Raw genomic sequence first — 25,324 nt, forward strand, 5'->3', positions numbered from 1 at the left:
TGCCCTTACCCCCAAGGCCTTGGGCGTTCCCATGAAAAGATATAAGGGGGTTGAGAAATGAGAATAGTAATGGTACGGTTCCGAATATAGCGTGTTCCCACGGGCTCAATGAGGAAAATGGAAATGATGAGTGAGAAAAAGTTGATGATGAGTTATACTAGCCCACTTAGGGACTTCATAGTTACGATATGACAAGGGGGCGGCGTTTATCGTCCTAACTTAAAACTGGGGTTGAGCCAAGTAGGTGAAGCGGTGACGGGAAGTGAGGCTAAGAACCGGAGTAGAGGGCTTCGACGACTTGATCGCCGGAGGGATCCCCAAAGGCTTCTTGGTAGCGGCGGTCGGGGAACCCGGCACCGGGAAGACGGTCTTCAGCATTCACTTCGCTTGGAAAGGAGTGGTGGACGGGCAAAAGGTGATATACGTAACCACCGAGGAGAGCAGGGAAAGCATAATCTCCCAAGCCGCTCAGTTTGGAATGGATTTCAACAAAGCTATAGAGGAAAAGAAGATGGTAATTATAGATGCATTGTTAAGGGATAAGACGGACCAGTGGAACATGGTAGAGCTGACGGTCGAGGAACTTTTAAACAAGATAATTGAAGCGAAGAAGTACTTGGGTTACGGCGACGCGAGAGTAGTCATAGATTCTATGAGCGCTTTCTGGTTAGATAAACCAGCAATGGCTAGGAAGTATAGTTACTTAGTAAAGAGAGTTCTGAACAAATGGAATATGACCATAGTGGCGACCAGCCAGTACGCTATAACCACCTCCTTCGGTTTCGGTTTCGGAATAGAACACGTGGCTGATGGAATAATAAGGTTCAAGAAGATGATAAAGGGATGGGAGCTGAAGAGGTACGTCATAGTGGAAAAGATGAGGCAGACCCCCCACTCCTTGAGGGTCCACGAGATAGAAATAGTAGACGGGAAGGGGATGAGGGTCAAGGGACCGGTGGAGTACACGAGGGACGAAGTAACGCTCCCCTCCAAGGTTGTGGAGGGGGTAAAGAGGGGTCTGACGAGGAAGGCCTTGGAGGAGCGTTTGATGGAGCTGGACTAGCCCGTTAAGTCGAGCTTGGTGTAGCTGCCCAATATCTTCAAAAACGAGGATATCTTGGACGCCTCTTCCAGCGCCTCCCTGAGCGCAGTCCCGGAACCCTCGGTCTCTATGTAAAACACGTACCTCCAAGGATGATCCTTGAGAGGTCTCGAATATATCATAGTTAAGTTAATCTCCCTCTCCGCGAAAGGCTTCAAGAACTCGAAGAGGCCGCCCGGCCTGTGGGGAACGGAGGCGAGCAAGGCGGTCTTGTCCCCTTCCGGGTTGTCCCTCTTGTGTATTACGAAGAACCTCGTCGCGTTGTGAGGCTTATCCTCTACGTTGGCTTTCAACACCTTCAGCTTGTACATTTCGACGGCCTTTGGGGAACAAAGCGCGGCCGCCCCGGGCTCTTGAGATGCCACCCTCGCGGCCTCGGAGGTGCTGCTCGTGGGGACCAGCTCTGCCCTCAACTCCTTCAACAACTTCGTCGCTTGTTTGAATATCATGGGGTGGCCGTAAACCCTCCTAATTTCTTTAAGGTCGTTGACTGTCCCAGAAGCCAACATTATCCTTATGGGTATCTCTACATCATAGTAAACTTTCACGTGAGATAACATGAAGGAGTCTATGGTCTCGTTCACGGGGCCCTCGAGCCTGTTCGCTATGGGCACGACCCCGAAATCCGTCTCGCCCTTTTCTACCGACTCGAAGACGTCCGGTATGCTGTTCTTAGACACAAGCTCCTCCTTCGGGAACACCAACGATGCAGCCTCGTGGGTGTAGCTCCCCGGGGGGCCCAAGTAAGCCACCTTGACCTTCATCGGGTTGAGGGAGCGGAGCCATTCTATCACCGGCTTCAGCTCCTCCGGCCACGCGCCGGAGGGCAGCCCAGCGGGTCTCTCCCTCACTACCCTCTCGGCTAGCTTCAAGAACTCTCCCACTACGTCCAAGTATTCACCGCGAGGGTCTTGGAGGAACGCTAATAAGATGGACGTGCGAGCCGCCGTGGGTAGCGAAGGTTGGCGTTAGCGATAGTTCTCATAAACACCGAGATAGGCGGTGAGTTGGACGTGTTCGAGAAGCTCAAGACAATAAGGTCCGTGAGGGAGGCTTACATAACCTACGGGACCTTCGACATAGTCGCGAAGATAGAGTCACCAACCTTGAACGAGATACAGAAGGTAGTTAACGAAATAAGAAACTTGAAGGGAGTTAGGTCCACCCTGACGCTTATAGCTGTAGAGGGCAAGCACTTCCAGAGATGATAGTTGCGATAGACAGCTTCGACGAACCTCGCTCCGGGTGCACCACGCTAACTGCCAGCTTGCTCGCCCTCCACTTGGCCTCCAAGGGTTTCCGCATGTTAGACTATCCGCGCTTAGTCCGCTTGAACCCCGCGGTCCCGTGGAAGACTAGGGGGAACGCGGCGGTAGCTTTGGTATTCGAAGGGAACGCGGAGGAGCTGTTCGAAGAGGCGAAGGCGTTTTTGGAGCGCGCCCCGGGGCGGGGGGCGCTGGCGGTGGGGGAGGAGTTCCCTAAGGTCTACCCAGAGGCCGTGGAGAAGGTGTTGGACCCGGACGAGGTAGCCAAGAGTTTCGAGGGGCTCTGGTGGGGGAGGAAGGAGGCCTTGGTGGGCGCGGTGGCCGCGGGGGCGGCGGAGGGGCTGAGGAACTTCGAGCTGTTGGCTTATAGGCTTCCCCAGAACTTGGGCAAGCCCAGGAGGTGTTCGTTTCACCCCGTTTACGAGGCCCTATTGGACTTAACCTACCCCTCGCTCCACGAGAGCTCCCCGGAGGTGGTTTGCCCCCGGGGCCCCGACCCGGTGCTCTTGGGTCTCAGGGGCTCCCACCCTCCCCTTATGTGGGCCGCCCTCCAGCTGTTCACGGGAGAGCCGTTCTGGCTGGCCACGATGTTTAGGACTAACCAGCACTCCTACCAACCTTCCCTCGGGGGCTGCGGTTACCCCTACGAGTTCGTTCAGAAGGAGTTCGAAGGGGAGTACGAGGTTAGGGGAGAGGGCGTCCTCTTCGGAGATTACGTGCTGTTCAATGAGACTGGAATAACCAAGATATTTAAGGAGATGAGGGGTTATAAGAACAAAGTTTCGGTCAAGCTGGACGTAGTCGTCAAGCCCGGCTCGAAGGGAGTGGCCGCCTTGAGGGGGCTAAGGGCGGTCTTTTGGAGGAAGAGGGCGCCGAGGTGCCCGAAGTGCGGGGGGCCGATGGTTAGCTTGGGTAAGAGAACGTTGGCGAGGAGGTGTAAGAGGTGCGGCTACGAGGCCGAGGTCCTCCCGAGGCTGGAAGTAAAGACGTTTGAGGGAACCTTGTTCCCAATACAAGGGAGGAAGCTCCACTTGGAGGGGGACTACGGCTCCCCCGCGTGGCCCCCCGAAGGGGGGATATGCGAGAGGCCCGGTTGCGCGATTTGGGTCGCACACGGGTTCGATCATCATTAGGCCGCGTCAGCAACGCCGACCCAGCTCATCCCCGCCCTTAAGCCTTCTGAGGCGAGTAAGGTCTTTTTGATTAGGTACAGTGCCTCTGACACGGCGTCGCTGCTCTCCTCCCCCTCTACCACTACTTCCACCTTTGTGTCCTCACAATCTAGCAAGTGTTCGTGGAACTCGTGAACCGTGTGGGGAGTCGGGAAACACCCCGCGACCTCGCGTAACTCTATGTCTATATAAACGTTTAGGTAGTTCCTCACGTACCTCCCAACCGCGTTGAGGGACTCCAGCAACTCCGTCACGGCCTCCCGGGGGAGCGCGGACGAGAGGGTTACAGTGAGCTTGACCTTCTCCACACGCACCCCCAATACTTTCAGCGGGCCCTCACCCTTTTTTCTGAGAAAGGCAAAGGTGCTTACTCAAAGTATACGCTTACTTTTCTAAGGTAACAGCCGTCAAGGGCCCGGTGGGACGAGTGGGGTGGACTTACTCCAAGGCGGGGGTGGATGTCTCCGCCCAAAAGGCTATGGAGGAACAGTTCCTTAAGAAGAGCAAGAAGCTTGCAAGTGGATTAGGTGGCTACGCCTCCTCCTTCAGCGTCTGCGGGGAGGTCACCTTGCACGTGGACGGAGTCGGCACCAAGACGGAGCTCCTCCGAAAGTATTCCCGAAACTGGGTGGCCGGGTGGGACTGCCTAATGGTCAACGCGAACGACGTCGCGTGCGAGGGCTACAAGGTGTTCGCCTACGTAGATTACTTAGCCGTAGAAAGGGGAGATCCGACGCTGGCGAGGGAGGTTGCCGAGGGAATGAGTAAGGCAGCCGAAGCCTTGGGAGCCCTCCTCGCCGGCGGGGAAACTGCAATAATGCCGGACGTGGTCAACGGCTACGACGTCTCTTGTACGGTCTTGGGCGTGAGGGAGGCGAGGCCCGCCTCTCCGAAGCCCGGCGACCCGGTGATAGCAGTGGCCTCGAACGGCCCCCACGCCAACGGGTACACGCTCATCCGGAGGCTGATCCAAGCCGGGCTGCTCGACCCCGAGCCTGCGCTGGACTTCCTCCTCGCCCCGGTTGCCAACTATCACAACCCCCTTCTGAGGGCCATGAAGGGAGGCAAGGCCAAGTGGGGGGCTCACGTTACCGGAGGGGCCTTCTACAAGGTCCACTCCAGGCTCCCCAGGGGGTTGGGAGTGAAGTTGGAGGCCTGGGACGTCCCGGAGGGGTTCGTGAAGATAGTGGAGGCGGCCGGGATGGGGCCGGAGGAGGCCTATAAGACCTTCAACATGGGCGTGGGGATGTTGGTAATAGGTTCCGAAGAAGTGGTTGAGGAGTTCGAAAGCGACGGGCTTAAGGCGTGGAGGGCCGGAGAGGTGGTGAAGGGGCCCACGGAGATAGAAACCCCTTGGGGTAAGGTGATCATCAACTGACGAACTTTTTCACCAGCTTCTCAGCGTCCCTCTTGGGCACTCCTACTACGTTGACCACTTCTCCGGTCCTAAGCTTTACGGTGACGTTCGAGTAACCCAAGAGCTTGCCTACGGGAGAACTCTCTACCGAAACCTCGGCTATTGTGCTCTTGGGCACGTTTCTCGTTTTACTGTATACTGGTAATTCCACCCTTATTATTAAGCCATCGTCGTTGAAATAGTATTCTACTGAGTTATTGTAGATTACGATGAATGCTATTTCTATCAATGCGATAACGGCAGATAGTATCAGTAAGAGCTTGACGGACGAATAAACGGCAGCGGCGGTGAGGCCCAAGGGTATTAGCACTAAGATTGACTTCCTTTTGAGAGAAATCACCGAGAGAACAGCTATTGTAATTAAGGACGTCCAGAAGCGCGTCCCCTCCAACAGCGGAGAGGCGACCGTCAGCGCGAGGGCTAGCGCCAATAGGAACAGCTCCCCGGCCCTTGCTCTCAGGGTGGGCTTGAAGGAGATTCCCTCAGCGCTCAAGACCTACTTCACCTCCTCAGTCACTGCCCTAGTCCTCATCGGGCTTGGCAAACTTGGGCCTCTTCGAGTACAACACCGGGAGCGTCTGGGGGAGCTGGGGGTACCCCCCTACCTCTTCCGAGACCACCCTTATTACTTCCTCCAAGCTCACGTCCTCCCGGTCGTTGGTCTTCCTCTTAACCAGTATGACCCTCCCGAGCCTCTCTTCCCTCTCATCTATTAAGAGTAAGAACGGTATCCACTCCTCCCCCGCGTCCTTCAACTTCCGGGAGAGGGGCACGTTCCTGTCGTCCACGTCCACTCTGATCCCCCTCTCCCTCAGCTCTTCCGCGATAGTCAACGCGTAGGACAACACGTCCCGGGTCCGGGGTATGATTCTAACTTGTATGGGGGACAGCCAAGCGGGCAGCTCCGGAGTCTCCCCTGACCTCAAGCTCTTGGCCGCTTTGTCGAACATCACGTAGGCAAAGCGCTCGAAAGATCCGAGGAGCGCAGCCGAGATCGTGTAGACCTCTCGTCCCCACATGACGTTCTTCCTCATCTTCCACGTTCCGAGTTCGACGGGATAGCCCCTGGAATTAATTACGTGCATCTCAACATCGATGAATATATCGTTAGAGCGGACTACCCTTAAGTATGCGCAGCGATTGTCCCTCTTGACCAGCTTTATAATCAAGTCCTTGACTTCCTCAAAGAGTTCCTCAGATACCGTATAGGACACGACGTACTTCATTCCGAGCTTCTCGACCTCAGTGTGGATTAGTTCGTGCAAGGTGAGCGCCACGTCTGAGGCTTCCGAGAGGGAGGGAACGAAAACTCTTATCTTTGGTACGTGGAACTCCTTAGCTCTGTAGCAAGGGAAGAGGTCATCTTCCTCCCTAAACAACAAGAGCTGTTCAAACAGCGCGAAAGGCAAGTCTTCGGGTCCGGCATACTTCTCAAGTACCAGCTTGTGTTCCTTGAACTCGTCGCACCTCAAGAAGCCGTTCGAACACGAGATGTCGCAGCCGTACCTAACCACCTCCGGCGTCTTTATTGAGATGGTCGGGACCTCGAGCGCTTGTAGGACGGAGGTGACGTGGACCGTGAATGCCAAGTACATGAAGTAGGCGTGGGGTAAGAGGGACCAGAAGCCCTTAGGGGCCACCTCTGCCTCCGCGAAGCCGAACTTGCGGCAGAACTTCTCTACGTACGGGTCGTGCTCTATCTTCCGCTCGCCGTTTACGAACCTTACTAATTTTAATAAGGAAGAGTCCCCGCATTCTTCTATTCCCTTGAACTCGCCCTCCGGGCTCACCACGTACTCCGCGAGCGTCTGAAGCCTCTTCTTGGGGCCGTAGGAGCGGAACTCGTGGAGCGCCGGGACGCCCAAGGTTTCCAGCACGAAGCCCTCCGTCCCGGCCCCTACCTCCCTTACCGGGACTCCCCTCCTCCGCAAACCCTCTATCAGCTCCCGCAAAGTTTCCATGGCTTTGTGATAGCTCTCCGGTATGGGGCTCAGCTTCGAGTGAGGGTAGACGACCAACACCTTTGCTCCGGAATACTTCATGAAATTGATCAAGTCATTCACCACTTCGTCTATTACAGTTTCGTCTCCAGGCTCTACGGCAACGAAAGCCACCAACGCGTCGTCCAACTTATCCTTCCCTGTGGTGAAGCTCTTGCTGCGCACTACCAATACTTTCATTACTTAGTCTCCGTTATAGCTGAGCGTAGGACGAATTATAGTTTTGGAGAAAGAGCTCGCGGAAGTTTGTGGGCGAGCGCCCCTATCACTGCGCCTAGCGCCATCATTAACGAGCCCGTCCACACGAAGACCACTCCGGGTATCATCTTCGCTTGCACGTACAGCCCGTTCTCCGGTATGTGGCTGTGGTAGTTCTTGGCGAGGAGGTAGAGCTCTACGGTAGCTTGCTCTAAGAAGCCCGGCAAGTGTGTTTGTGGTACTTGTTTGATCACGTTGATGTTGTAGCCGGCAGCGAAGAGCGCGGCGAGGGCCAACCTCTGGGACACGTTGTACTTATCGAACACCTTGTGGAGGTACATCAACAACATGTCGTGGTACGATATCATGTTGCTAGTTCTACTGAACACTACGGGAGGATTAATGGCCACGTACAAGTCTGTGAGGCCGTAACTGGGGTGTACTACCTTGGGGACTAGGCCGTGGATGCCTTGTATCTCGCCGTAGGCCTCGTACCTCACGGACGTGTGGAACTCGTGCCTCTGGCCTCCCTTTTCAGAGTAGAAGTCCAAGCTCAGCCTTATGGTCTCGGGCACGTACTGAGGCGCGTTCACGTAGCCCTCGCAGTGAGGGTTGAGACACTTGTGCCCCCTCGGAGGCGTTATCAACTTTTCGACGTTCTTAGGGTTCGACAAAAACTCGAAGAGCTCCTTGTCGGCGAGTATGCTTGAAACCACGGGGTCGTTTAGGGCTTGCAAGTAGGTCACGAAGCCCGAGGTCACAGAGGCCCCGTTAGGATACACCTTCCCGTCCGCGGTGACGTTCCCGTCCACCACTTCCAGAGCTTGAGTAAAGCTCTTGAGCCCGTGAACCTCCAGCAAGTTACCCATCGGGTAGACGGTGAACCCCCTCGCAGTTACGGTGAAGTTGCCTATCTTGAACGTTACGGGCTTTTCCAGCCTAACGTACAACACTTCGTGGAACGTCAAGTTACCCTTGTAGTTTATGCCCAGCCCTCTAGTCAACAAGGCGAAGTAGTACTTTACGTTTCCGTTAGGACCGAACAAGAAGTAAACCACTCCTTCGTTGTCTCCGAAGAACAGTTTGCCCCTCTCTCTAACTATCTTATATTTCCCGTTTGTGACGTCAGTAATGTTGAGGTAAGTGTAATTGGCAGAGAAGGGCTCCACCGGACCGAGGCTGTAGACCGACATCCCTTGATTGGCGAACGTGGGGCTTCTGTCTTTCAATATCACGAACAGCTCCTTGAGCAACGGCTCTGAATTGATGGTTTGGTTTGCTTGCTTTAAGAACTTCAACAACATGGAAAGGTCTTGAGATATGGTCTTTAGTGCCAACCAAGCGTAGAAGTAGGTAGAGCTCTTTTCCAAGTATTTACTCTTTATGTCTACCAGAGAATCGCTCAGCTCGTACTCGTACTTGCCAAAGTAAAGCTTGCTCCCGCCGGGGAGGGCATGGGTCTCGCTGGGCCTCAAGTTGAAGTCAAAGAAGTAAGAGTTGTTGTACGCGTAGGTGCCGGACATTAAGACCCCGATAGCAGTTAACGCCACGCCCACGTGTAACAGCGTTATTCCCCAGTCCCTTATCAGCTTGTACCTCCTAGCTATGTAGTATAATGCAGTAATTAGGCTGAAAGCTGCCAACGGCAGCCCGAATGCCATCATTACGTTAGTTAACTTGGGGGTGAAGTATGCCAAGCTCAACTCGCCTAAGTAAGTCGCCAAGGCCGCCGAGGTCGATAGCAGGAGAGCTGCGGCCTCAGCGGAAAGTATTGCCCTCCACCCGGCCTCGTTGAGAAACACCATAGGCATCGACGCTAACATTACTACGAGCAGCGGGTACAGAACCGGGTGGAAGTACCTTATCCCGGAGGACTGCTGCGGTATGCTGGCCTCCCTTCCCATGACCACTAATAAGGACGGTACGAACAAGGTGGCGTAAACGAACAAGGCAGCTATTAGAAGGGAGAAGAACGCAAGCGCCGTGCCTACGTAGTACGGCTCCCTCCGCCCGACAACCCTCTTAACTATCGCGATGAATTCCCTATAATTGTCGCTTACCTCCTTGACCCACCACAAGAACGTTACAATGGCGGTTAAGAACAGCACCGCTGAGCCCAAGTTGGCGCCGGCGAAGCTGTGCAAGGGACTGAGGCCGGTCCTAGTTACGAACATCGCTTGGTAGACGGAAGAGGTTACGAACGGCGAGAAGGCCAACGCCGCCCGGAGGGCCAAAGCGAACAAGTGCGGTAACGTGGTGGCGGCGAGCCAGACCGACAGCTCGCTGGTCTCCACGGGGTCCCAAGCCCAGTAACCTCCCCATCCGAAGGTCTCGTAGCTCCAGTAGGCCCCGAGGGCTATGCCCACGGTGAGCAGCGCCCAGCCTATATTGTAAGTTACCCTCGCCCTGGCGTGGCCCAAGGCTAGCGCAACGGCTGATATGGCCAACAAGGCGTAACCGGCGAAAGTCGTCAAGGGATGGGGGTAGAGCCACGGGCTCTTGAGCAGCGGGTTGAGGCCCGCCCCCGTTATCGGGTTTCCGGGAATTAATGTAAATGCGTCGTTCATATAGGCGGCGAATAGCCCGACGAGGACCAGAGGTATGGCTACGAGCAGAAAGGGCCTCCCAGCTTTCCTGCTCCACCACAGAGCTATGGTGGCTATGAACGTAAACAAGAACAAGCTGCCCCCGCCGCCGGACCAAGAAGTGGCGACCCTCATCCAGAAGGGCAACCCCTCGCTGGAGTTCCAGTAAACCTCGTGTAAGCTGAAGTCTAGGGTAACGAAAGGTATAACGTAGAGCACCCACGCTACTGTCATTATTAGAGTTCCTAAATTTACAAACTTAATTGACTTCTCTTCCTCCTTCGTGAGCGCGAAGTACCAAGCGGCTGCTAACAGAGCTGCTGCGACCAGAGGGGGGTAACCGGTCCAGTGCAACAAATCTTAGAACCCCTTGCGGGGATCAAGGACACGTTTAATAATAATCGCATTTCGGAGGTTTAGCTCCCGTAAGGATCTCCGCTAGCCGTAAGTAACGCCCTAACGGACACGACCCCCGCTCGCCTTTGTTCTCTCGTTAGGCGCGCTACTCCGTTGCGACCTCCGGACCCGGCGCGAAGCTTACAACTTCATCCGCGCCCTCCCTCGGTATTACACTTATGTCTACATCGAGAACGAACGAGCCGGTCACGACGTTCTCCTTATTCGAAGTGGAATACGCGACCTCGCCTGTGTTCACCGTCTTCAGCCCGCCCACTTCCTCGTCCGAGATCGGGGCCTTGAGGCAGCGTCTTTGCGCCCCAGAGTTCGACGGGGTTAAATTAATTGGTCGTCAGAAGGGGTTCGAAAGGGGAGCACCCACATCATAACCCCTAAGTTCCGGAACGGCGGGGGTTCTGAGGGTTTTGAGCGTCAGACTCGGAGGGCCGGGGAGGCTCGACTTCAAGAAGTTCAAAGAAGAGAAGAAGGTCGGGACGGCGCTTCTGGTATTAGCTCTCATCGGAAGCATCTTGGCCACGGGCTTGCTTTGGTACGAATCTTACATAAGCAGTAACTATGTCTCTACCGAGACCTATACTATTTATAACGTCCCGGCGTTCGAGAAAGTATTAAAAGAGAACAAGTACGTCGCAGTTATGTTTAGGAGCTTAACTTGTCCCCACTGCGAGAGGATGATGCCTTACTGGCTCAAGCTGGAAATGAGCCAGGGGAAGATAAAGTTCGTTGACGTAGTATACGGGACGAACAGCGCCGTACTGTTCCAGAAGTACAAGGTCGAGGGCACTCCCACTTTCATCCTCTTTAAGAACGGGAAGCCCGTAGCTAGGCACGAGGGCGAGTTTATAGCTGAGAACGTGACCGAGGCCATGCTAAACTGGGCCCTCAGCGCCGCCGGCACTCCGGTCTTGAGAGGCTACCAGACCTACTTGGCCAAGTGCTCCGTCTGCCACGGGGCACCCGCCTCCACCTCTAGGGAGGACTTGTTGGCGTGGGCGAGGAGCGAGAGGAACGGCTTAGGGAAACTCTTGCTGGAGGCCTACCGGAGGAAGGCCACGCTCGAAGAGCTCTTGGGGAACGAGGAGGCCATAAAGGATAGAATATGGAGCATGGCCGAGAGAAACAACGTCCCGCTCGACCAGAAGACAGTGGAAGAAGCAGCCAAGTTCTTAGAAGCGGTCAGCGAAGTGTTAATAGGGAAGAGGGAGGTCGAAGTCGCCCCTATGTCTGTCGAGAGCACGAATATATTATCAACGGAATCTGCCGCGCCGGCGCTCATGTTCTTGGTAGGCCTGGCCGCCGGAGTAGGGGCCGCGGTGTCCCCCTGCAACTTCCCTTTGTTCGTAACGTACGTAACTAGGAGCTTAAGGGAGAGGAAGTCCTCCGTCCTCTCGGCCATTGGATGCGCGCTCGCGGCCGGTGCAGGGGTCGCGTTCCTAGGGGCTCTGTTCTTGACCTTTTCCACCGCGGCCTTGGAACTGCAGAAGTTCTTGATACCGGTGGTAGGCACGGTAATAGTAGCTATAAGCGTCGCAAGCCTGTTGAAGCTTCCAATAAGCTTCAGCGCCGGCTCATTGGGCAAGGGCGGAGGAAAGGCTTTCTGCTTCATTTACGGCTTCCTGTCAGTTCAGTGTAACTTGCCCTTGGTCATAGGGGCGCTGCTCTTGATAGCCAGCGGCGGGGGGCCACAGACGCTAGCCGGCTTCGCCTTGGGCGTGGCGGCCCCGCTCTTCACAGTCAGCTGGGCGGGGCCGAGGGTCAGAGGGCTGGCCGAAAAGATAATTAGAAATAGCGAAAAGATAGAGATTATAACCAACGCATTTATGCTCGTTGCGGGAATATACTTGCTGTTCTACGGAATGACCTTAATGTAGAACGAGGCCGGAACGAACGCCCTCGCGTCCTTGTAAACTTTTTTTATTTTACCTAGTACGTCCTCTAGGTAGGCTCCTTCGACGAACACGACCGCCGCAGACTTCTTCACGTAACCCCCCATAACTCCGGGCAACCTTAAGACCCCCGGGTCCATCAGCTTCAGGAACCCTACCCTCCTGGAGAAGGCTTCCGACGCATCTAAGAAGGAGTAGAAGTCCATCCCGTCTAATAAGGTCTTCCAAGCTTCTTCGAAAGCTTCCCTCACGTCTAGGGAAGAGAGCATGCTCGGGGTGTCGGCGAAGGGGCCCCTTACGGTAAAGCCGACCACGAAGGCTTTGTGCGGGACCCGTACGCTCAACACCTTCCCCCAGCCCGGCCCTCCGGCCTCGGTCCTAACCGCGACCCCCCTTCCGTAGGCTATTGCCATAACGTCGCCCAAACCGGTCTTGTTCAGCACTTCTGCCGCGTGTGCCTTGGCCACCGCCTCTACGAAGTTCTTGTACTTAAAAATCGCAGAGGCAAGGGCTATTGCAGCAGAGGTCGCGAACCCCTTCCCCACGGGGACCGGGAGCTTGCACTCCACCCTCCCCATGGCCGTGGGCACTGGAGGACGCGGGCCGCCGGGGACGCAGACCGCCCCGGGCTTGAGCAAGATCCCGGCCCCCAAGGAGCCGGTGCTTATGGGGGACCTCCTCCAGACGGGCCTCCACAAGCCGCTGACGTGCAGCGGGACCTCGAGCCACAACCCTTCCGCGCCCGGCGAGGCTTAGGGCTTAGGAGGTATCAGAAGTGCTTCCAGAGGGTTAGAGGGCTGGGCTCCTCCGAGGGGCAGACCTCGCCTCTCCTCACCCTCTCTAGGGCCCTCGTGAGCGGAACGGCGTCCAAGGCTACGGTGGTCAACAAGGAGACGAGGCCCTTCCACTTCCCGAACTCGTAATACCTATCCAGCCCTCCGTAAGCCTCTTCGTAAACTGCCCTCAGCCACCGGTCAAGCACGGGGGCGGAATAGTCGCGACATGCGAACAGCTTCACCAAGCCCAGCGTGTAGTCTCCAATGCCCTTCACTCCCTTTAAGACGTCCACCTCCGAACAGGAGAGCTTGTGGCCCTCAAGTACCTCCTTTACAGCCATTACGAACCTCGTTCTGTACCCGAAGCCCGCGGCCCTCAAAGTCCTCTCGTCCACCTCCTCCGGCCCCGGGAACCTTAGGTACTCCCTTCCGAAGACGTTCACCTTCCTTGACGCAATTAGGTGGAGTTTGTAGAGGTTGGACCACGCCTGCTTGAAGCTCGCGTTCTGTTGCGCCACGCCCACAACGACGGCCTCCCAGAGACCGAGCGTTCGCGGCCTCAGCCCCCAGTACCTCTTAGCCACACACCACAAAAGCGGGTCGTCCTTCGCGACCTCATAAAATTCGTCCAAATCTTCGTTCAGCCCCAAGGCCTTGGAGATTACCTCCGGCTCCCCGTAGGCCTCGTTGGGAGGGCAGAACTTGAAGGGCGCTCCCTCGAACTCCCCGTAGCCGCACTTCCCGTCGAACTGCCAGCTGAAGGCGTAGAGCGCGAGGCTCTCCCTCGGGTACCTCAAACTTCGCCCCAGCAAGCCGGGGTCAGCTCCACCCTCCAAATGAGTTTGCCGGGAGAGTAGTCTAGCACTCCCTTCTTCTCACAGCCGGGGTACTTCATCTCTACCTCCTCCTTCGTTCCGACAGTGTAAAGTATTATAATTCTCCTTGCCAACCTCTTAGCAATTTCTAAAAACTCCTCGGCCTTGTGCGGTAAGTTCATTATTACTACATCAAAGCTCTTTTCTTTGAATAGCTTGCTCACCTCCAAGGCGTCGCCCATGATCGGTATTATAGTCCCTTTCAGCTTTTTCTTATTTATTTCGATATTATCTATCATAAGCTTAACAGCATTGGGGTTCAAGTCAACTGCCACTACCAGTGCCCTCTTTTTGGAGGCTATGTGAACGGGGAAGAAGCCGACGCCGGCGAACATGTCCAAAACTGATTCTCCGTCCCTAACCGCGTCGCTTACTTCCTTGTGCTCCTCGCTGAGCGAGGGGTTTACGTAAACCTTGGCCAAATCTACTTTAAACGTTAATCCGTACTCCTTATACAAAGTCTCCGTCCTCCTCTCTCCCCCTAGGTGGACCAACCTCGCCACCCTGTACTCTCCCTCAGTCCCGAGCTTGGCCCAGAGGGACTTGACCCTCTTCTGAGAGGCCTTTACGCACTCCCAGATCTCCTTCGAGTACTTCAACAATCCCTCATCCTTCAGCGAGATGACCGCTACGTCGCCCACCACGCTGAAGGACCGTGGCCAGTCCCCCTCCCCCAGCCTCTCCTTCAAACACTCCTTCAAGCTCCTCGGCTTCACTCTCCTCTCCAACTCCGCCTCCACAACTTCGTAGCCCTCCACTGGGACCTTGACCGGTATGAGCACTTTGTCGCCGACTTCCTTTATCCTATAATTTTGATCAATGACGTCCATTCTTCTGAGCTCCTCGAGGACCCTCTGAGCCTCCCTTCTCGGCACCGCCACCGCCAGCACTTCGCTCCCCGGGGAGCTCGAAGGTCGAGAGCAATAGCGTTATGTAGGCCAAGAGGAACAGAGAGTAGGCCAAGTGTCTGTGGTAGGGCCAGAGGAGCGCGGAAGCGAGGGCCAGCGGGAAGGGGAGCTTGCAGTACTTCCTCTTGTTAGGTGTTCTCAGAATTATTGGAATCATCATGGGGAAGTGAACGAATATGTGGAGGGCGACGAAGCCCAAGAGGGAGAGGTGCAGCGAGGCCAAGGGCCACTTGACCAAGAGGGGCAAGAAGGACGAGGGGACCACGAAGGCGTGACCCCACCAGAAGTACTCTTGGGCCCTCCTCGCTACCCCTTTGGCCTTCATCACCATCCTATAATACTTAGGAAGGTTGTAGAACTTAGCTGCGAACAAGTAAGTCAAGGGGGATACTAAGCCCAACGCGTAGGAGGGGTTGGGGTAGGCGAGGAGCGCGAACGCTAGGAGAGAGCTGGCAAAGGCCAAGGGCCAGAGGGCCTCGTCCTCGAAGGTTTTGGGGAACGACTGGCAAGAGACCGCATATATCAACGTGAACGGATAGGCTAGGAGTCTCACCGCGTCCGTAACGGGGTCAGCACTAGTTACTGAATACATAGCCAAAGCTATGTAGGAAATGGTAACCATTTGAAGAGACCTCTTGAATGGTCCTCTCCACTTGAAAGAGGACCTAAACGACCAGTAGGCTAGGTGTAGGGAAGGCAGTAGCAGATAATGCTTCATTAAATCGTAGCTGAGCGGCAGGGCGAACAAGGGGACGTTGACGTAGACGCTCCACCTCTCTTTATCTTTACTCAAGCTGGCCACGTAGGCGAGCGCGACCCCGTGAGGGAAGAGGACTAGGGCGGCCCTCATCAAGTTCATGTGGAGGTTAGTGAAAAAGGGAGATACCAAGAAAGCTATAGTGAAAATCAATAATGAGTAAGCCACTAAGGCCCTAGCTATCAAGTCGCTCCCGCGGGCTCCTCCTCGAGGGCGCTAATTTCAGGAGATTCCTTACCGCCTTACACGCAGTTCAAAATGGTCCTCTGAGTTCACGTTGACGATGGAAACGTGAGGGGCCTCCTAGCGCTCTTGTTAACGCTGGGTATTTCCCTTGCACACGGGTTTTTGTTCGAGCTTGTAAAGCTTAACGTAACAATCGATGAGGCCGATTTCGTTCTAAACAACAAAACTTACAGCGTCGTCTACTTCGTTCCGAAATCGTTAAGCACGTTCTTCGGGTTCCCCAAGCGCGGCAGCGCGTTCGTCGCTGCGTGCGCTTCCTCGAGCGTACCGGTTACGTTAGAAGCGTCGTTCAAGGCAGACGTCCAAATGGGCAAGGACGTGGAGTTGTTCACAGTTCACTTAGTCGGAGTTCCTGGTAGGGAGAATTGCATAGCAAGTATCAAGGGAACTGACATGTTTATCTCGTTGCTCGAGAAACAAAGGAAAGAAAACATAATAAAAGGCATACTGTCGGCGTCCGCTAAGCTTCTAACCTCCGGGGGCCTCGGAGCGCCCCCGTACTCCCTCGCGTACACCGCGGTCAAAACGATCTTGGGGTTGTTATCCAAGGTAAGGGGAATTTATGTAGATCTGAAGGCGTCCACCAATTCGGGCGATTCGGTTCAAATAAGCCGTTTCGTGTACTACAAGGTCTTAGACGCCGAGCCGCGCTATCTGGATATTAAGATCTTAACTAAGTTGCCTCTAACGCCAGGTCGGCAGTTGAGAATGGTAGTGGAGAACAAGTCAAACGATACGGTAGTTCTCCAAATATGGGGGGACTACGAAGACGACGCCGACGAGATGTTCTACGAAGCTTACCTAAAGCCTCATGAGAAGAGGACGATCGAGTTACGCCTTAAGGACACAGAAATTTACGTTGGGCTGAGAGACTTGTACTTGAAAGAGTGCACTCTAAAGGAGTACGAAGAGGCCGGGAAGTGCAGCGCTGTCGTGGCCTCAATTCCGGTCTACGACGTTATTAGGATTTTAAAATTCGTTTCTGAGTATGCTCAGATTGAGTGGTTCAAGGACGGGGTTCCGGCGACCGAAGCGGGGCCGGGGGAGTACGTCGTCTGTCTCAAGTCGCCTCCGTTGGCACCGGATTTGGATTTGAACATGTTAGTGAAATTAAAGGTAATTTTGGACAGGAGGCTCATGCCGGACAAGACGTTGGACGTAGAGTATGTCTATTTGAAGTCGTTACACGACTTTAAGGTCTGCATAAACGTAACCGCCAACAAGTGGTCGTACGTGGACGAGTTGAGCGCCAGAGGGCTGAAGCTCGAGCTGGAAGGCTACGGCTTCAAGAGGACTTTGAGCGAGTTAAGTAGGTGAGGCCCCACAAGTTCTTTTGGAACTCCTCTAGCCACTCCTTGCGCGCTTCCTCGTTCCTCCACGAAGAGGGGTCCGAAATCCCCTTGATGTACAAGTACAAAGTCCTAACTACCCCGGCCTCGTCTTGGACGCCCCTCTTCGCCACCGGCATCCAGCCCGGGACAGGTATCTCCAACGTCACCACCCTCGCTCCCGGACGGAGCTCTTCCAACTTATCCAATATCATGTCCCTAATTACGTCGTAGTATATGTATAAGTATACCACCGTGGCCTCTCTCAAGCTTATTTCCCTAAAATCTTTCTTTAGTATTTTCACCTTGTCTTCGAGACCTTCCTCTTTTATCTTCATTTTTGATAACAAAACCAATGCATCATCGACCTCCACTCCTACCGCCTTGGCGCCGTACAGCTTGGCCGCCAACACGACAACCCTGCCGTCTCCCGAGCCCAAGTCGTAAACCGCGTCGCCCGGCCCCACCCTGGCCAGCTCGAGGGCCGACCTCACCACTTTCAGCGGGCTCGGTATGAAGGGAACTACCTTTTCCACAACAAGACCCTAAGCACTCAAAACTCTCACCCTTATCTCCCCTGTGGTTGGCGATGAGGTGGGTAACCCCGCCCGAACGGTGAGGGAGGAATTCTCGTCCGAGCCGACCTTCTTAAGGCCTTCTCCCGGAAGGGTCGCGGGGTCATAGGAGTGGAAGAGAGGGAAGTGCAGCCCGAGGTTAACATCGGCGTGGTAGGGCACGTGGACCACGGGAAGACTACTTTGGTCCAAGCGCTCACCGGCGTGTGGACCGCCAAGCACAGCGAGGAACTCAAGAGGGGCATGACCATAAAGCTGGGATACGCTGACGGGGACATATACAAGTGTACAGACTGTCGCGAGCCCGACGCCTACTCCCCGGAGCCCAAGTGCCCGAGGTGTCCCAAGGGGAGCGAGCCCGTCCTCCAGAGGAGGGTCTCTTACGTCGACGCCCCGGGACACGAGGTGTTGATGGCTACCATGCTTTCCGGCTCCTCTCTGGTGGACGGGGCCCTACTGGTCATAGCTGCCAACGAGCCTTGTCCTCAGCCGCAGACCAAGGAACACTTCATGGCTCTGGACATAATAGGAATTAGGAAGTTAGTTGTAGTCCAGAACAAGATAGACGTGGTAAGTAAGGAACAAGCTATGAAAAACTACCAACAGATCAAGAAGTTCTTAGAGGGAACTTGGGCGGAGGACGCGGTGGTGGTGCCGGTAAGCGCCCTGCACAAGGCAAACATAGACGCGCTCTTGGAGGCCATACAAGAGGAAATACCCACGCCTCCTAGGGACTTGGAGTCGCCGCCCCTTATGTGGATAGCTAGGAGCTTCGACGTGAACAGGCCGGGCACGCCCCCGGAAAAGCTCGTGGGGGGCGTGGTGGGAGGCTCCCTAATGAGGGGGAAGCTGAGAGTGGGGGACAGGATAGAGATAAGGCCAGGCTACGCAGTCAGAAGCGGAAACAAGGTTGAGTACGTCCCCTTGGAGAGCGAGGTCGTAAGCTTGAGGTTCGGCAACGTTGAGGTGGAGGAGGCCAAACCCGGCGGGCTGGTGGCGGTGGGCACCAGGCTGGACCCCTCGGTGACCAAGGCGGACGCGCTCGTGGGGAGCGTGGTAGGGAGGCCCGGCGAGTTGCCGCCGGTCTACGATCAGCTCACGTTAGAGTACCACTTGCTCGACCGCGTGGTGGGGTTTAGAGGGGGCGAGATGAAGATGACCCCCTTGAGGAGGGGAGAGGTCCTAATGTTAACCATAGGTACCAACATAACCATAGGGGTCGTAACCGACTTGAAGAAAGACGAGATGACCGTGAAGCTCCAGCGGCCGGCAGTGGCTTGGAAGGGGGCCAGAGTGGCGTTCAGCAGGAGAATACAAGGCCGCTGGAGGCTGGCGGGCTGGGGAACGGTCAAAGACTAGAATACCTTCAAGTCCAACCCTTCCTTGAGCCACTTGGAGGCCTCCAATGCGTGATACGTTATTATTATGTTCGCGCCAGCTCTCTTTATCGAATGTAGTATCTCGAGGACTATTTTCTTCTCGTCCACCAGCCCCTTTTCGGCCGCTGCCTTGACCATGCTATATTCTCCGCTGACGTTGTACGCGGCTAGGGGATAGTGAGGAAAGGCCTCCCTAACCCTCCTTATTACGTCCAAGTAGGAGAGCGCCGGCTTCACCATTAGTATGTCCGCCCCCTCCTCGACGTCCAAGAGGGACTCCTTCAAGGCTTCCTCCCCGTTCCGGGGATCCATTTGGTAGGTCCTCCTGTCCCCGCGCTGCGGGGCGTTGCCGGCGGCCTCGCGGAAGGGGCCGTAGAAGGCGGACGCGTACTTTACTGCATAGCTCATAATGGCTACATCGACGAACCCTTCCTTATCTAAGGCTTCCCTTATGGCCAATACCATACCGTCCATCATAGAGGACGGAGCTACTACGTCGGCCCCGGCCTTGGCGTGGGAGAGGGCTACCTTCGCCAACAGTTCCAACGTCTTGTCGTTGTCCACCACGTACTCGCAGAGCTCGCCCCGGCACCTCTTAGTTAACACCCCGCAGTGGCCGTGAGAGGTGTAGTGACAGAGACAGACGTCCGTGAAGACCACCACTTCGTCCCCCAACTCCTTCTTGAGGAGTCTTACAGCCCTCTGGACAACCCCTTCGTCGTCGTAGGCCGAAGAGCCGAGCTCGTCCTTCTCCTTGGGTATCCCGAAGAGCAGCACCGACCTGACTCCCAAGTCCAAGGCCTCTTGGACGTGCTTCACCAGCGCCTCGCCTACCGGCCACCTCATCTGGCCGGGCATCGCGCCTATCTCTTCCGGCTTGTCTATGCCCTCTTTTACGAATATGGGGTATATGAAATCTCTGGGGGATATCCTAGTTTCCGAGACCAAGTCCCTGAGGTACAAGTTCTTCCTCAGCCTGCGCGGGCGGAGCCTCGGAAAGCTCAAGGCCCTCTTCCGTTCTACAGTAAAGCTTCCGAGGATATATCCGGTAGTTTCCGGGGGCGAAAGGTTTGAAGTGGGCCCTGGAGGGCGAGGCCTATCCTGTAATAAGGGTCGAGCTGGAGAAGGGAGAGAGGCTCTACGCAGAGGCAGGAGCTATGATGATGATGAAAGGCGACTTAAAGGTTGACACCGTCCTAATAGACTTGGAGGAAGAGAACAACGTCTTGAAGGCTCTGGCCGAGGCCGTCGGACGGAAGCTGTTGACCGGAGAGACCGTCTTCCACAACGTCTTCGAGGGGCCGGGCGTGGTTTGGTTGAGCCCGAGCCTCCCCGGAGGGGTCGAGTACATAGAGGTCAAGGGGGAGTGTTGGATCGTTCAAGACTACTCGTACGTAGCCCACTTCGGAAACTTGAAGCTCGACTTAGCTTGGAAGGGTCAGAAGGGACTCTTCTTGGGAGACTTGGTCTGGCTGAGGGCTTGTGGCGAAGGGGGGCTGTGGGTCTCCAGCTACGGAGACATATTGAAAATAAATGTTGACGAAGAAATTGTGATAGACAACATGCACTTCGTGGCCCTCCCCGACGACGCGGAGTGGAGGGTGGAGAAGTTCGGCGGACTGAAGAGCTTCTTCACCGGAGGAGAGGGATATATCATAAGGGTGAGGGGGCCCACGACGGTTTACGTACAGACCAGAATACTGCCCCCGCTGGCAGCAGCCATAGCGAGGTTCATGCCGTCTAAGTGGGCGGAGCTCTTCCGGGTGAGGCTGTAAGAGGAAAACGTTTTCCATAAACTATGTTAAGACGTGGTTGAGGGATAACAATGGTGGACGGGCACAATAACACCGTATTGTTTGTCACAAGTATGGGTAACGTGCTCAGATACTTCAAGGCAGAATTCGACCTAGACGGAAAAACTGTACAAACTTACGTTTCTCTTGCAGCATCCCTAACCGAGTTGATTTTCAAAAATAGCACGATAAAGAATGTAATCGCAACCCTCTTCGTTCCGGTAAGCCTGCTGGAAGGCTTAGTAGGGTTTCTTAGTAACGGCGAGCCCTGACCTAGGGCAAAGCCCAAGTGGTTGGAGGATCACTTAAATGACGGAGAAGTTGAGCTATCTTTTCATCATTAAAATAAAAAAGAAAAAACCGAAAGACAAAAGCCATTGGCAACTGGCCAATTTAATAAAATCGACTATTCGTGCACCGCCTTAGAGCCGGGGAGAACGAACTCCCCGTCCTCCAGCGTTAGGTCGAAAGAGGTCTCAACGTCCTCGGACCCGCGAGGTCGAAAGCGCTTCATCAAAAAATTTATTAACAACCCTCCGACCCCTCTCCCGGGAGCTGCGGCGGTCGTCTAGCCTGGACTAGGACGCCGGCCTGCCACGCCGGAGATCCCGGGTTCAAATCCCGGCCGCCGCACCAGAAGTTCCAACTCGACTCCACTCCCCTCTGCACAACCAAGGCCGTGGGTCCCACAGCTTAGGGACGCTCCTCGAGCTCAGTGAGGTTAGCGCGCTGGGGCCCAGCTGCCTCAAGCCCAAGGACTTCGGGGCGTGGGAGACAAAGGTCGCTTGCGCCATCGCCGTAGAAGGCGGCGAGGCTTACGTGGCGTTCTTCAACGGTTTAGAAAGGAAATCAAGAAGGTTTGAAAGTGAAGGAAGTGGTCGTGTTCGAGCGGCCCGAGCGCGGACGACCTCGTCGGGGAGGGGTTGCGTCCCCTTCACCCGTTCGGGCGGGGCCTCGAAGCGAGGAGGGGTTTGAGGACGAAGGTCCGCGCGCGAGGGGACTAACTGAAAAAATCACTCTTCCTTCATTACGTGGATAGCCAAGTCGGGACAAGTGTAGTCGCATAGGTGACAGCCCGTACACTTCGTCGGGTCCACCACTTCCACTACCGGGTACCCTTGGTAGCCGAAGCGGTCGCTCATCCTCAACACTGGCTTGTCCACTTTCCCGGCGTTGTACAGGTTAGTTATGGGGCAAACCTTGACACACAGTTCGCATCCCTTACAGAACTCCTCAATTATCTCAATCCTCCACTTGGCCATCAAGCCTCACCCCCTATCTTCAACCCCTCCCTGAACGCCTTGATGTTAAGCTCTGCCTTGCTCCCGAACCTATCCTTTATTATTTCCTCGACTACCTCGGGTCTCGCTAGGGACAGCCTCGCCACCAGCGCCCCGAGCATGACCATGTTCGCCGCCCTCACGTTGCCCAACCTCCTAGCTATAGAGGACGCCGGCACTTCTATCACCTTGAAGTTACCCTCCGGCCTCTCCTTTATAACGTCGGAATTTACGACTACGACCCCACCTTCCTTCACCTTCTTTATGTACTTGGGGTAGGTCTTAGGCGCCATGAACACTGTTATGTCCGCGTACTCGAAGACCGGGTACTCCACGGGCTCGTCGCTGACCCTCATGTCAGCCGTGCTCTCTCCTCCGGAAATGAAGGTGTCGAAGTTCTGTACGAGCGTGGCGTACTTTCCTTCCCTTACCAGCGCGGCCCCCAATATCTTCCCCATAGTAAGTATTCCTTGACCCCCTATCCCGGTTATCCTTACATCTTGAATCATTGTTTCACCCCCAACATCTGGTACAAGGTCTCTACGTACTCGGGAGCTTCCTTCTCCACGAACTTGCCCACTAAAATGGGTTTGCCGAACTCTATGGCGGCCTCCTCCAGCGCTTGCGGGTCGTTTGGCTTCCTCACGGGTTTGCTCATTTTCATGAAGTATTCAACCATGCTGTACGGGTCTCTGAACTTGTTGTACCTCCCGTAGAGCACCGGACACTGGGACACCACTTCCAAGAAGTTGAAGCCCTTCCTCAGTGCCATCTCTTTGAAGGCGTTCTTCAGCTGGAAGGGGTGAGCGGTCGTCCAGCGCGCCACCCAAGTGGCGCCGGCCGAAGCCACGAGCTTGGGGATGTTGAAGGACCTCTCCAGCCAGCCCTTGGGGGAGTACTTGGTCACCGAGCCCGGCGGGGTGGTGACGGTGGGCACCCCTCCGGTCATGGCTATGTTGAAGTTGTTCACCATTACTACGTTTATATCTATGTTCCTCCTGGCAGCTTGGAGGGTGTGGTTCAAGCCTATTTGGAACAAGTCCGCGTCCCCGCCGAACACCCAAACGTTCAGCTCCGGCTTCGCCAGCTTTATCCCGGTGGCGAAGGCCACTGGCCTTCCGTGGGTAGTATGCATGGAGTCTACTTTGATGAACCCGCTGATCCTGCCGGAACAGCCTATGCCGCTGACCACCACCAGCTTGTCCGGGTCCAGCTTCCCCTCTCGGGCGAGCTCGTCCATAGCCCTTAGGAACGAGTTCAATATGGTTCCTATCCCGCAACCCGGGCAGAGGCTGTGGGGCAATGCCTCGGTCCGGGCCAAGCCCATCTGGGGCATCCGCTCGAGCTTCTTCCTAGCTTCCACCAAGCTCATATCTTAACACCTCCCTCCTCCAAGATCTCTTCGGGAGGAATCGGGATCTCCCCTATCCTATAAACGAAGGAAACCTTCTCCTCGGGGACAACTTTCAAGACGTTATGGAGCATCTGGCCGTAGTTCCACTCTACTACGACCACCTTCTCGGCCTTGGCCGCTACCTCCTTGAGCTCCTTGTCCGGGAAGGGCCACAAGGTCTTCGGCCTGAAGAGGGCAGCCCTCACTCCTTTCTTTCTGAGCAAGTTAACCGCCTCCTTAGCCGCCCTGGCGGGGAAGCCGTAGGCGAACAGCAGCACTTGCGGCTCGGGGTCCCCGTAGAGCTCGTACTCGACTATCTTGTCCCTATTCTTCCTTATTTTGTCGCATAACCTCTTTACCAGCTTGTGGTGTGCCCAGGGGTCCTCGCTAACCGGTATCCCCCTCTCGTCGTGGGTAACGCCGGTGACGTGTACCCTGTAGCCCTCTCCGAACTCCGGCATCGGCGGGACCAAGTCCTCCTCGGGCTCGAAGGGCTTGAACTGACCCGGAGGGACTTTGGGCCTCTTGCGGTTTACCACCTCTACCTTCTCCGGTATCACTACTTCTTCCATTAGGAGCACAGTCATTTTGTCTGCCATTACCAGCGCCGGGACCCTCCACCTCTCGGCGGCGTTGAAAGCCTTAACAGTCATGTCGAACATTTCTTGAACGTTGTGGGGGGAATAAACAACGGTCTCGTAGTCGCCGTGCCCGCCCCACTTGGCCTGCATGACGTCTTGTTGGGCGGCCTTGGTGGCTTGGCCGGTTGAGGGGCCCTCCCTCATGCCGTTTATCAACACGACAGGGGTTTCAGTCATGGCCGCGTAAGATATGTGCTCTTGCATTAGCGAGAAGCCCGGGCCGGAGGTGGAGGTGAAGGCCTTCGCCCCTGCCCAAGATGCCCCTATCGCGGCCCCGAGGGCGGATATTTCGTCCTCTGCCTCGAAGACGACCATCCCTTGCTTCGGCCCGTTCTTTATCATTTCTTCCGCTATGTCCGTAGCGGGCTCTATCGGGTAATAGGCGAAGAAGTTGGCCCCCACAGCGAGGGCGCCCATAGAGGCGGCCCAAGCCCCGCTCTCGAAGTACTTGCCCGGCTTCACTGGCAACTCTCCGCGACCCGGCCCGAGTTTGAATATACGGCATATATCTGACTATGCTTCACACATTAAGCTCCGCCCCGCTTCCTATTCGACGGGCGCCCGGAGTGGACGTGCTCTCCTTAGTTAAAGCTTACGGTCCCGAGGAGCTAGCTTCAAGAATAGACCAGACCCTCTTAGTTTCCACATATGACGACGCTAAGGCTTTTGCCGAAAGGTCCTCTAAGTACCCATTTAGGTCCCTAGTGGGCTTTCCAAGGACTGTTAGGGCCTTCAAGGAGGTTTGGAAGGGGAGGACGTGTGCGGTGGTGAACTTCCCCTTCGGGGAGTCCCCATTGAGAGCCATAGAGGCTGAAATGGAAGAGGCTTGGGACGCCGGGGCGGAAGAGGTGGACGTTGTGGCTTCTCCCTACTTGGCTAAGGATGACATAAACAAGTACAAGGAGTACGTGCGGAGCGCGTTGGGCGTTGCCAGGGCGGTCGGGTTCGACGTGGTGAAGGTCATAGTCGAGGCGCCCGTGTTAAGCGACGGGGAGTTGGCAAAGGTAGCTAAAGTGCTGTACGAGCTCGGGGCGGACTTCTTGAAGACGGCGACCGGCACTTTACACAAGACGAGCTTGAGGGACGTTTACGTTGTTAAGATGGCGGCGCCGGGGCTAGAGGTGAAGGCTTCCGGAGGGATAAGGGAGCCCGTACAAGCTCTCTCGTTTATAGAGACGGGCGCCTCTGTGATAGGCACCAGCACTGGTATAGAAATAGTTGAGGCGTTGAAGAGGATAAAGGAGGTCGGTTGAGACAGGTCCGATCACCGCTCACGTCCCGTGGCTCCTCATCCCCTGTGAGGAAACGACGGTAAGCCGACCCGGCGGTGG

The 25,324-nt window shown here is 55.6% G+C and carries 26 protein-coding genes and 1 tRNA gene; 11 read left to right on the top strand and 16 right to left on the bottom strand.

From position 1 onward, the window contains the following. Positions 1-262 precede the first annotated feature (262 nt). The gene (locus AC1HCZ_RS02235) at positions 263-1,063 is read left to right on the top strand and encodes a KaiC domain-containing protein (RefSeq protein ID WP_479461921.1); all 801 of its coding nucleotides are present in this window, start codon (positions 263-265) and stop codon (positions 1,061-1,063) included. Here the strand turns inward: AC1HCZ_RS02235 and pheA are convergent. Further along, positions 1,060-1,986 carry a prephenate dehydratase gene (pheA, locus tag AC1HCZ_RS02240; protein ID WP_479461955.1) on the bottom strand — a complete coding sequence of 309 codons (927 nt, stop codon included), beginning with the start codon at positions 1,984-1,986 and terminating at the stop codon, positions 1,060-1,062. The two genes, AC1HCZ_RS02235 and pheA, sit on opposite strands and share 4 nt — an antisense overlap. A gap of 78 nt (positions 1,987-2,064) precedes the next feature. Here pheA and AC1HCZ_RS02245 point away from each other — a divergent pair, with 78 nt between their 5' ends. Next, positions 2,065-2,310, top strand: coding sequence for an Lrp/AsnC ligand binding domain-containing protein (locus AC1HCZ_RS02245; RefSeq protein ID WP_479461922.1), 246 nt, complete (start codon positions 2,065-2,067; stop codon positions 2,308-2,310). Next, positions 2,307-3,500, top strand: coding sequence for a TiaS agmantine-binding domain-containing protein (locus tag AC1HCZ_RS02250; protein WP_479461923.1), 1,194 nt, complete (start codon positions 2,307-2,309; stop codon positions 3,498-3,500). Before AC1HCZ_RS02245 ends, AC1HCZ_RS02250 begins: the two co-directional genes overlap by 4 nt. Here AC1HCZ_RS02250 and AC1HCZ_RS02255 read toward each other — a convergent pair. Beyond that, complete coding sequence (locus AC1HCZ_RS02255; protein WP_479461924.1) at positions 3,497-3,847, bottom strand: hypothetical protein; 351 nt, start codon at positions 3,845-3,847, stop codon at positions 3,497-3,499. The two genes, AC1HCZ_RS02250 and AC1HCZ_RS02255, sit on opposite strands and share 4 nt — an antisense overlap. Before the next feature lie 119 nt (positions 3,848-3,966). Between AC1HCZ_RS02255 and AC1HCZ_RS02260 the strand changes: the two genes are divergently transcribed. Beyond that, on the top strand, positions 3,967-4,917 hold the full coding sequence (locus AC1HCZ_RS02260; protein ID WP_479461925.1) for an AIR synthase related protein: 951 nt from the start codon (positions 3,967-3,969) through the stop codon (positions 4,915-4,917). Here AC1HCZ_RS02260 and AC1HCZ_RS02265 read toward each other — a convergent pair. The 4 genes from AC1HCZ_RS02265 to AC1HCZ_RS02280 all read right to left on the bottom strand — a co-directional run bounded on the left by AC1HCZ_RS02265 (position 4,910) and on the right by AC1HCZ_RS02280 (position 10,412). Next, the gene (locus AC1HCZ_RS02265) at positions 4,910-5,449 is read right to left on the bottom strand and encodes a PH domain-containing protein (RefSeq protein ID WP_479461926.1); all 540 of its coding nucleotides are present in this window, start codon (positions 5,447-5,449) and stop codon (positions 4,910-4,912) included. The genes AC1HCZ_RS02260 and AC1HCZ_RS02265 overlap by 8 nt on opposite strands. Before the next feature lie 28 nt (positions 5,450-5,477). Then, entirely contained in the window at positions 5,478-7,136 is a 1,659-nt protein-coding gene (locus AC1HCZ_RS02270; protein ID WP_479461927.1) for a His/Gly/Thr/Pro-type tRNA ligase C-terminal domain-containing protein, read from the bottom strand. Between the two features lie 35 nt (positions 7,137-7,171). Further along, positions 7,172-10,096, bottom strand: coding sequence for a cytochrome c biogenesis protein CcsA (gene ccsA / locus AC1HCZ_RS02275; protein WP_479461928.1), 2,925 nt, complete (start codon positions 10,094-10,096; stop codon positions 7,172-7,174). A 145-nt stretch (positions 10,097-10,241) separates the two neighbouring features. Then, positions 10,242-10,412: a hypothetical protein gene (locus tag AC1HCZ_RS02280; RefSeq protein WP_479461929.1), complete on the bottom strand. Its 171-nt coding sequence runs from the start codon at positions 10,410-10,412 to the stop codon at positions 10,242-10,244. A gap of 148 nt (positions 10,413-10,560) precedes the next feature. On the opposite strand from AC1HCZ_RS02280, the gene AC1HCZ_RS02285 reads away from it, so the two are divergent. After that, positions 10,561-12,027, top strand: a complete 1,467-nt coding sequence (locus AC1HCZ_RS02285; RefSeq protein WP_479461930.1) for a thioredoxin domain-containing protein — start codon at positions 10,561-10,563, stop codon at positions 12,025-12,027. On the opposite strand, the gene AC1HCZ_RS02290 is transcribed toward AC1HCZ_RS02285, so the two are convergent. The 4 genes from AC1HCZ_RS02290 to AC1HCZ_RS02305 are packed head-to-tail and all read right to left on the bottom strand — an operon-like array spanning position 12,006 to position 15,544. Continuing rightward, positions 12,006-12,773, bottom strand: a complete 768-nt coding sequence (locus AC1HCZ_RS02290; protein ID WP_479461931.1) for a GHMP kinase — start codon at positions 12,771-12,773, stop codon at positions 12,006-12,008. The two genes, AC1HCZ_RS02285 and AC1HCZ_RS02290, sit on opposite strands and share 22 nt — an antisense overlap. A 38-nt stretch (positions 12,774-12,811) precedes the next feature. Further along, a complete protein-coding gene (locus AC1HCZ_RS02295) occupies positions 12,812-13,615 on the bottom strand; it encodes a DNA glycosylase family protein (RefSeq protein ID WP_479461932.1) in 804 nt (267 codons plus the stop codon). Next, positions 13,612-14,583, bottom strand: a complete 972-nt coding sequence (locus tag AC1HCZ_RS02300) for a class I SAM-dependent methyltransferase (RefSeq protein WP_479461933.1) — start codon at positions 14,581-14,583, stop codon at positions 13,612-13,614. The genes AC1HCZ_RS02295 and AC1HCZ_RS02300 overlap by 4 nt, the downstream gene beginning before the upstream one ends. Continuing rightward, positions 14,510-15,544, bottom strand: coding sequence for a hypothetical protein (locus AC1HCZ_RS02305; RefSeq protein ID WP_479461934.1), 1,035 nt, complete (start codon positions 15,542-15,544; stop codon positions 14,510-14,512). Before AC1HCZ_RS02305 ends, AC1HCZ_RS02300 begins: the two co-directional genes overlap by 74 nt. 162 nt (positions 15,545-15,706) lie before the next feature. Between AC1HCZ_RS02305 and AC1HCZ_RS02310 the strand changes: the two genes are divergently transcribed. Beyond that, the gene (locus AC1HCZ_RS02310; RefSeq protein WP_479461935.1) at positions 15,707-16,921 is read left to right on the top strand and encodes a hypothetical protein; all 1,215 of its coding nucleotides are present in this window, start codon (positions 15,707-15,709) and stop codon (positions 16,919-16,921) included. Here AC1HCZ_RS02310 and AC1HCZ_RS02315 read toward each other — a convergent pair. Then, positions 16,890-17,468, bottom strand: a complete 579-nt coding sequence (locus tag AC1HCZ_RS02315; RefSeq protein ID WP_479461936.1) for an SAM-dependent methyltransferase — start codon at positions 17,466-17,468, stop codon at positions 16,890-16,892. The two genes, AC1HCZ_RS02310 and AC1HCZ_RS02315, sit on opposite strands and share 32 nt — an antisense overlap. Positions 17,469-17,618: 150 nt before the next feature. Here AC1HCZ_RS02315 and AC1HCZ_RS02320 point away from each other — a divergent pair, with 150 nt between their 5' ends. Continuing rightward, complete coding sequence (locus AC1HCZ_RS02320; protein ID WP_479461937.1) at positions 17,619-18,866, top strand: translation initiation factor IF-2 subunit gamma; 1,248 nt, start codon at positions 17,619-17,621, stop codon at positions 18,864-18,866. Here the strand turns inward: AC1HCZ_RS02320 and hemB are convergent. Then, entirely contained in the window at positions 18,863-19,891 is a 1,029-nt protein-coding gene (hemB, locus tag AC1HCZ_RS02325; protein WP_479461938.1) for a porphobilinogen synthase, read from the bottom strand. The two genes, AC1HCZ_RS02320 and hemB, sit on opposite strands and share 4 nt — an antisense overlap. A 65-nt stretch (positions 19,892-19,956) precedes the next feature. Between hemB and AC1HCZ_RS02330 the strand changes: the two genes are divergently transcribed. The 3 genes from AC1HCZ_RS02330 (at position 19,957) to AC1HCZ_RS02340 (ending at position 21,315) form a co-directional block, all read left to right on the top strand. Continuing rightward, positions 19,957-20,661 carry a TIGR00266 family protein gene (locus tag AC1HCZ_RS02330; RefSeq protein WP_479461939.1) on the top strand — a complete coding sequence of 235 codons (705 nt, stop codon included), beginning with the start codon at positions 19,957-19,959 and terminating at the stop codon, positions 20,659-20,661. 50 nt (positions 20,662-20,711) lie between these two features. Beyond that, positions 20,712-20,951 carry a hypothetical protein gene (locus AC1HCZ_RS02335; RefSeq protein WP_479461940.1) on the top strand — a complete coding sequence of 80 codons (240 nt, stop codon included), beginning with the start codon at positions 20,712-20,714 and terminating at the stop codon, positions 20,949-20,951. A 285-nt stretch (positions 20,952-21,236) separates the two neighbouring features. Next, positions 21,237-21,315, top strand: a tRNA-Gly gene (locus AC1HCZ_RS02340). A gap of 377 nt (positions 21,316-21,692) precedes the next feature. Here the strand turns inward: AC1HCZ_RS02340 and AC1HCZ_RS02345 are convergent. From AC1HCZ_RS02345 to AC1HCZ_RS02360, 4 genes are read right to left on the bottom strand one after another with little or no spacing between them, the layout of a single operon-like run. After that, positions 21,693-21,941, bottom strand: coding sequence for a 4Fe-4S binding protein (locus AC1HCZ_RS02345; RefSeq protein ID WP_479461941.1), 249 nt, complete (start codon positions 21,939-21,941; stop codon positions 21,693-21,695). Beyond that, positions 21,941-22,468 carry a 2-oxoacid:acceptor oxidoreductase family protein gene (locus tag AC1HCZ_RS02350; protein ID WP_479461942.1) on the bottom strand — a complete coding sequence of 176 codons (528 nt, stop codon included), beginning with the start codon at positions 22,466-22,468 and terminating at the stop codon, positions 21,941-21,943. Before AC1HCZ_RS02350 ends, AC1HCZ_RS02345 begins: the two co-directional genes overlap by 1 nt. Then, the gene (locus AC1HCZ_RS02355; RefSeq protein ID WP_479461943.1) at positions 22,465-23,331 is read right to left on the bottom strand and encodes a thiamine pyrophosphate-dependent enzyme; all 867 of its coding nucleotides are present in this window, start codon (positions 23,329-23,331) and stop codon (positions 22,465-22,467) included. Before AC1HCZ_RS02355 ends, AC1HCZ_RS02350 begins: the two co-directional genes overlap by 4 nt. Further along, positions 23,328-24,455, bottom strand: a complete 1,128-nt coding sequence (locus AC1HCZ_RS02360; protein ID WP_479461956.1) for a 2-oxoacid:acceptor oxidoreductase subunit alpha — start codon at positions 24,453-24,455, stop codon at positions 23,328-23,330. The genes AC1HCZ_RS02355 and AC1HCZ_RS02360 overlap by 4 nt, the downstream gene beginning before the upstream one ends. A 104-nt stretch (positions 24,456-24,559) precedes the next feature. On the opposite strand from AC1HCZ_RS02360, the gene AC1HCZ_RS02365 reads away from it, so the two are divergent. Next, positions 24,560-25,246 (top strand): deoxyribose-phosphate aldolase, encoded by a 687-nt coding sequence (locus tag AC1HCZ_RS02365; protein WP_479461944.1) that lies wholly within the window; start codon positions 24,560-24,562, stop codon positions 25,244-25,246. The last annotated feature ends 78 nt before the right edge of the window (positions 25,247-25,324 follow it).

It is taken from the genome of Ignicoccus sp., assembly GCF_056435145.1.

Coding starts and splice junctions, on each gene's coding strand:
- AC1HCZ_RS02270 (WP_479461927.1), bottom strand. CDS start 7,136: ATGAAAGTATTGGTAGTGCGCAGCAAGAGCTTCACCACAGGGAAGGAT.
- AC1HCZ_RS02250 (WP_479461923.1), top strand. CDS start 2,307: ATGATAGTTGCGATAGACAGCTTCGACGAACCTCGCTCCGGGTGCACC.
- AC1HCZ_RS02350 (WP_479461942.1), bottom strand. CDS start 22,468: ATGATTCAAGATGTAAGGATAACCGGGATAGGGGGTCAAGGAATACTT.
- AC1HCZ_RS02335 (WP_479461940.1), top strand. CDS start 20,712: ATGGTGGACGGGCACAATAACACCGTATTGTTTGTCACAAGTATGGGT.
- AC1HCZ_RS02355 (WP_479461943.1), bottom strand. CDS start 23,331: ATGAGCTTGGTGGAAGCTAGGAAGAAGCTCGAGCGGATGCCCCAGATG.
- AC1HCZ_RS02345 (WP_479461941.1), bottom strand. CDS start 21,941: ATGGCCAAGTGGAGGATTGAGATAATTGAGGAGTTCTGTAAGGGATGC.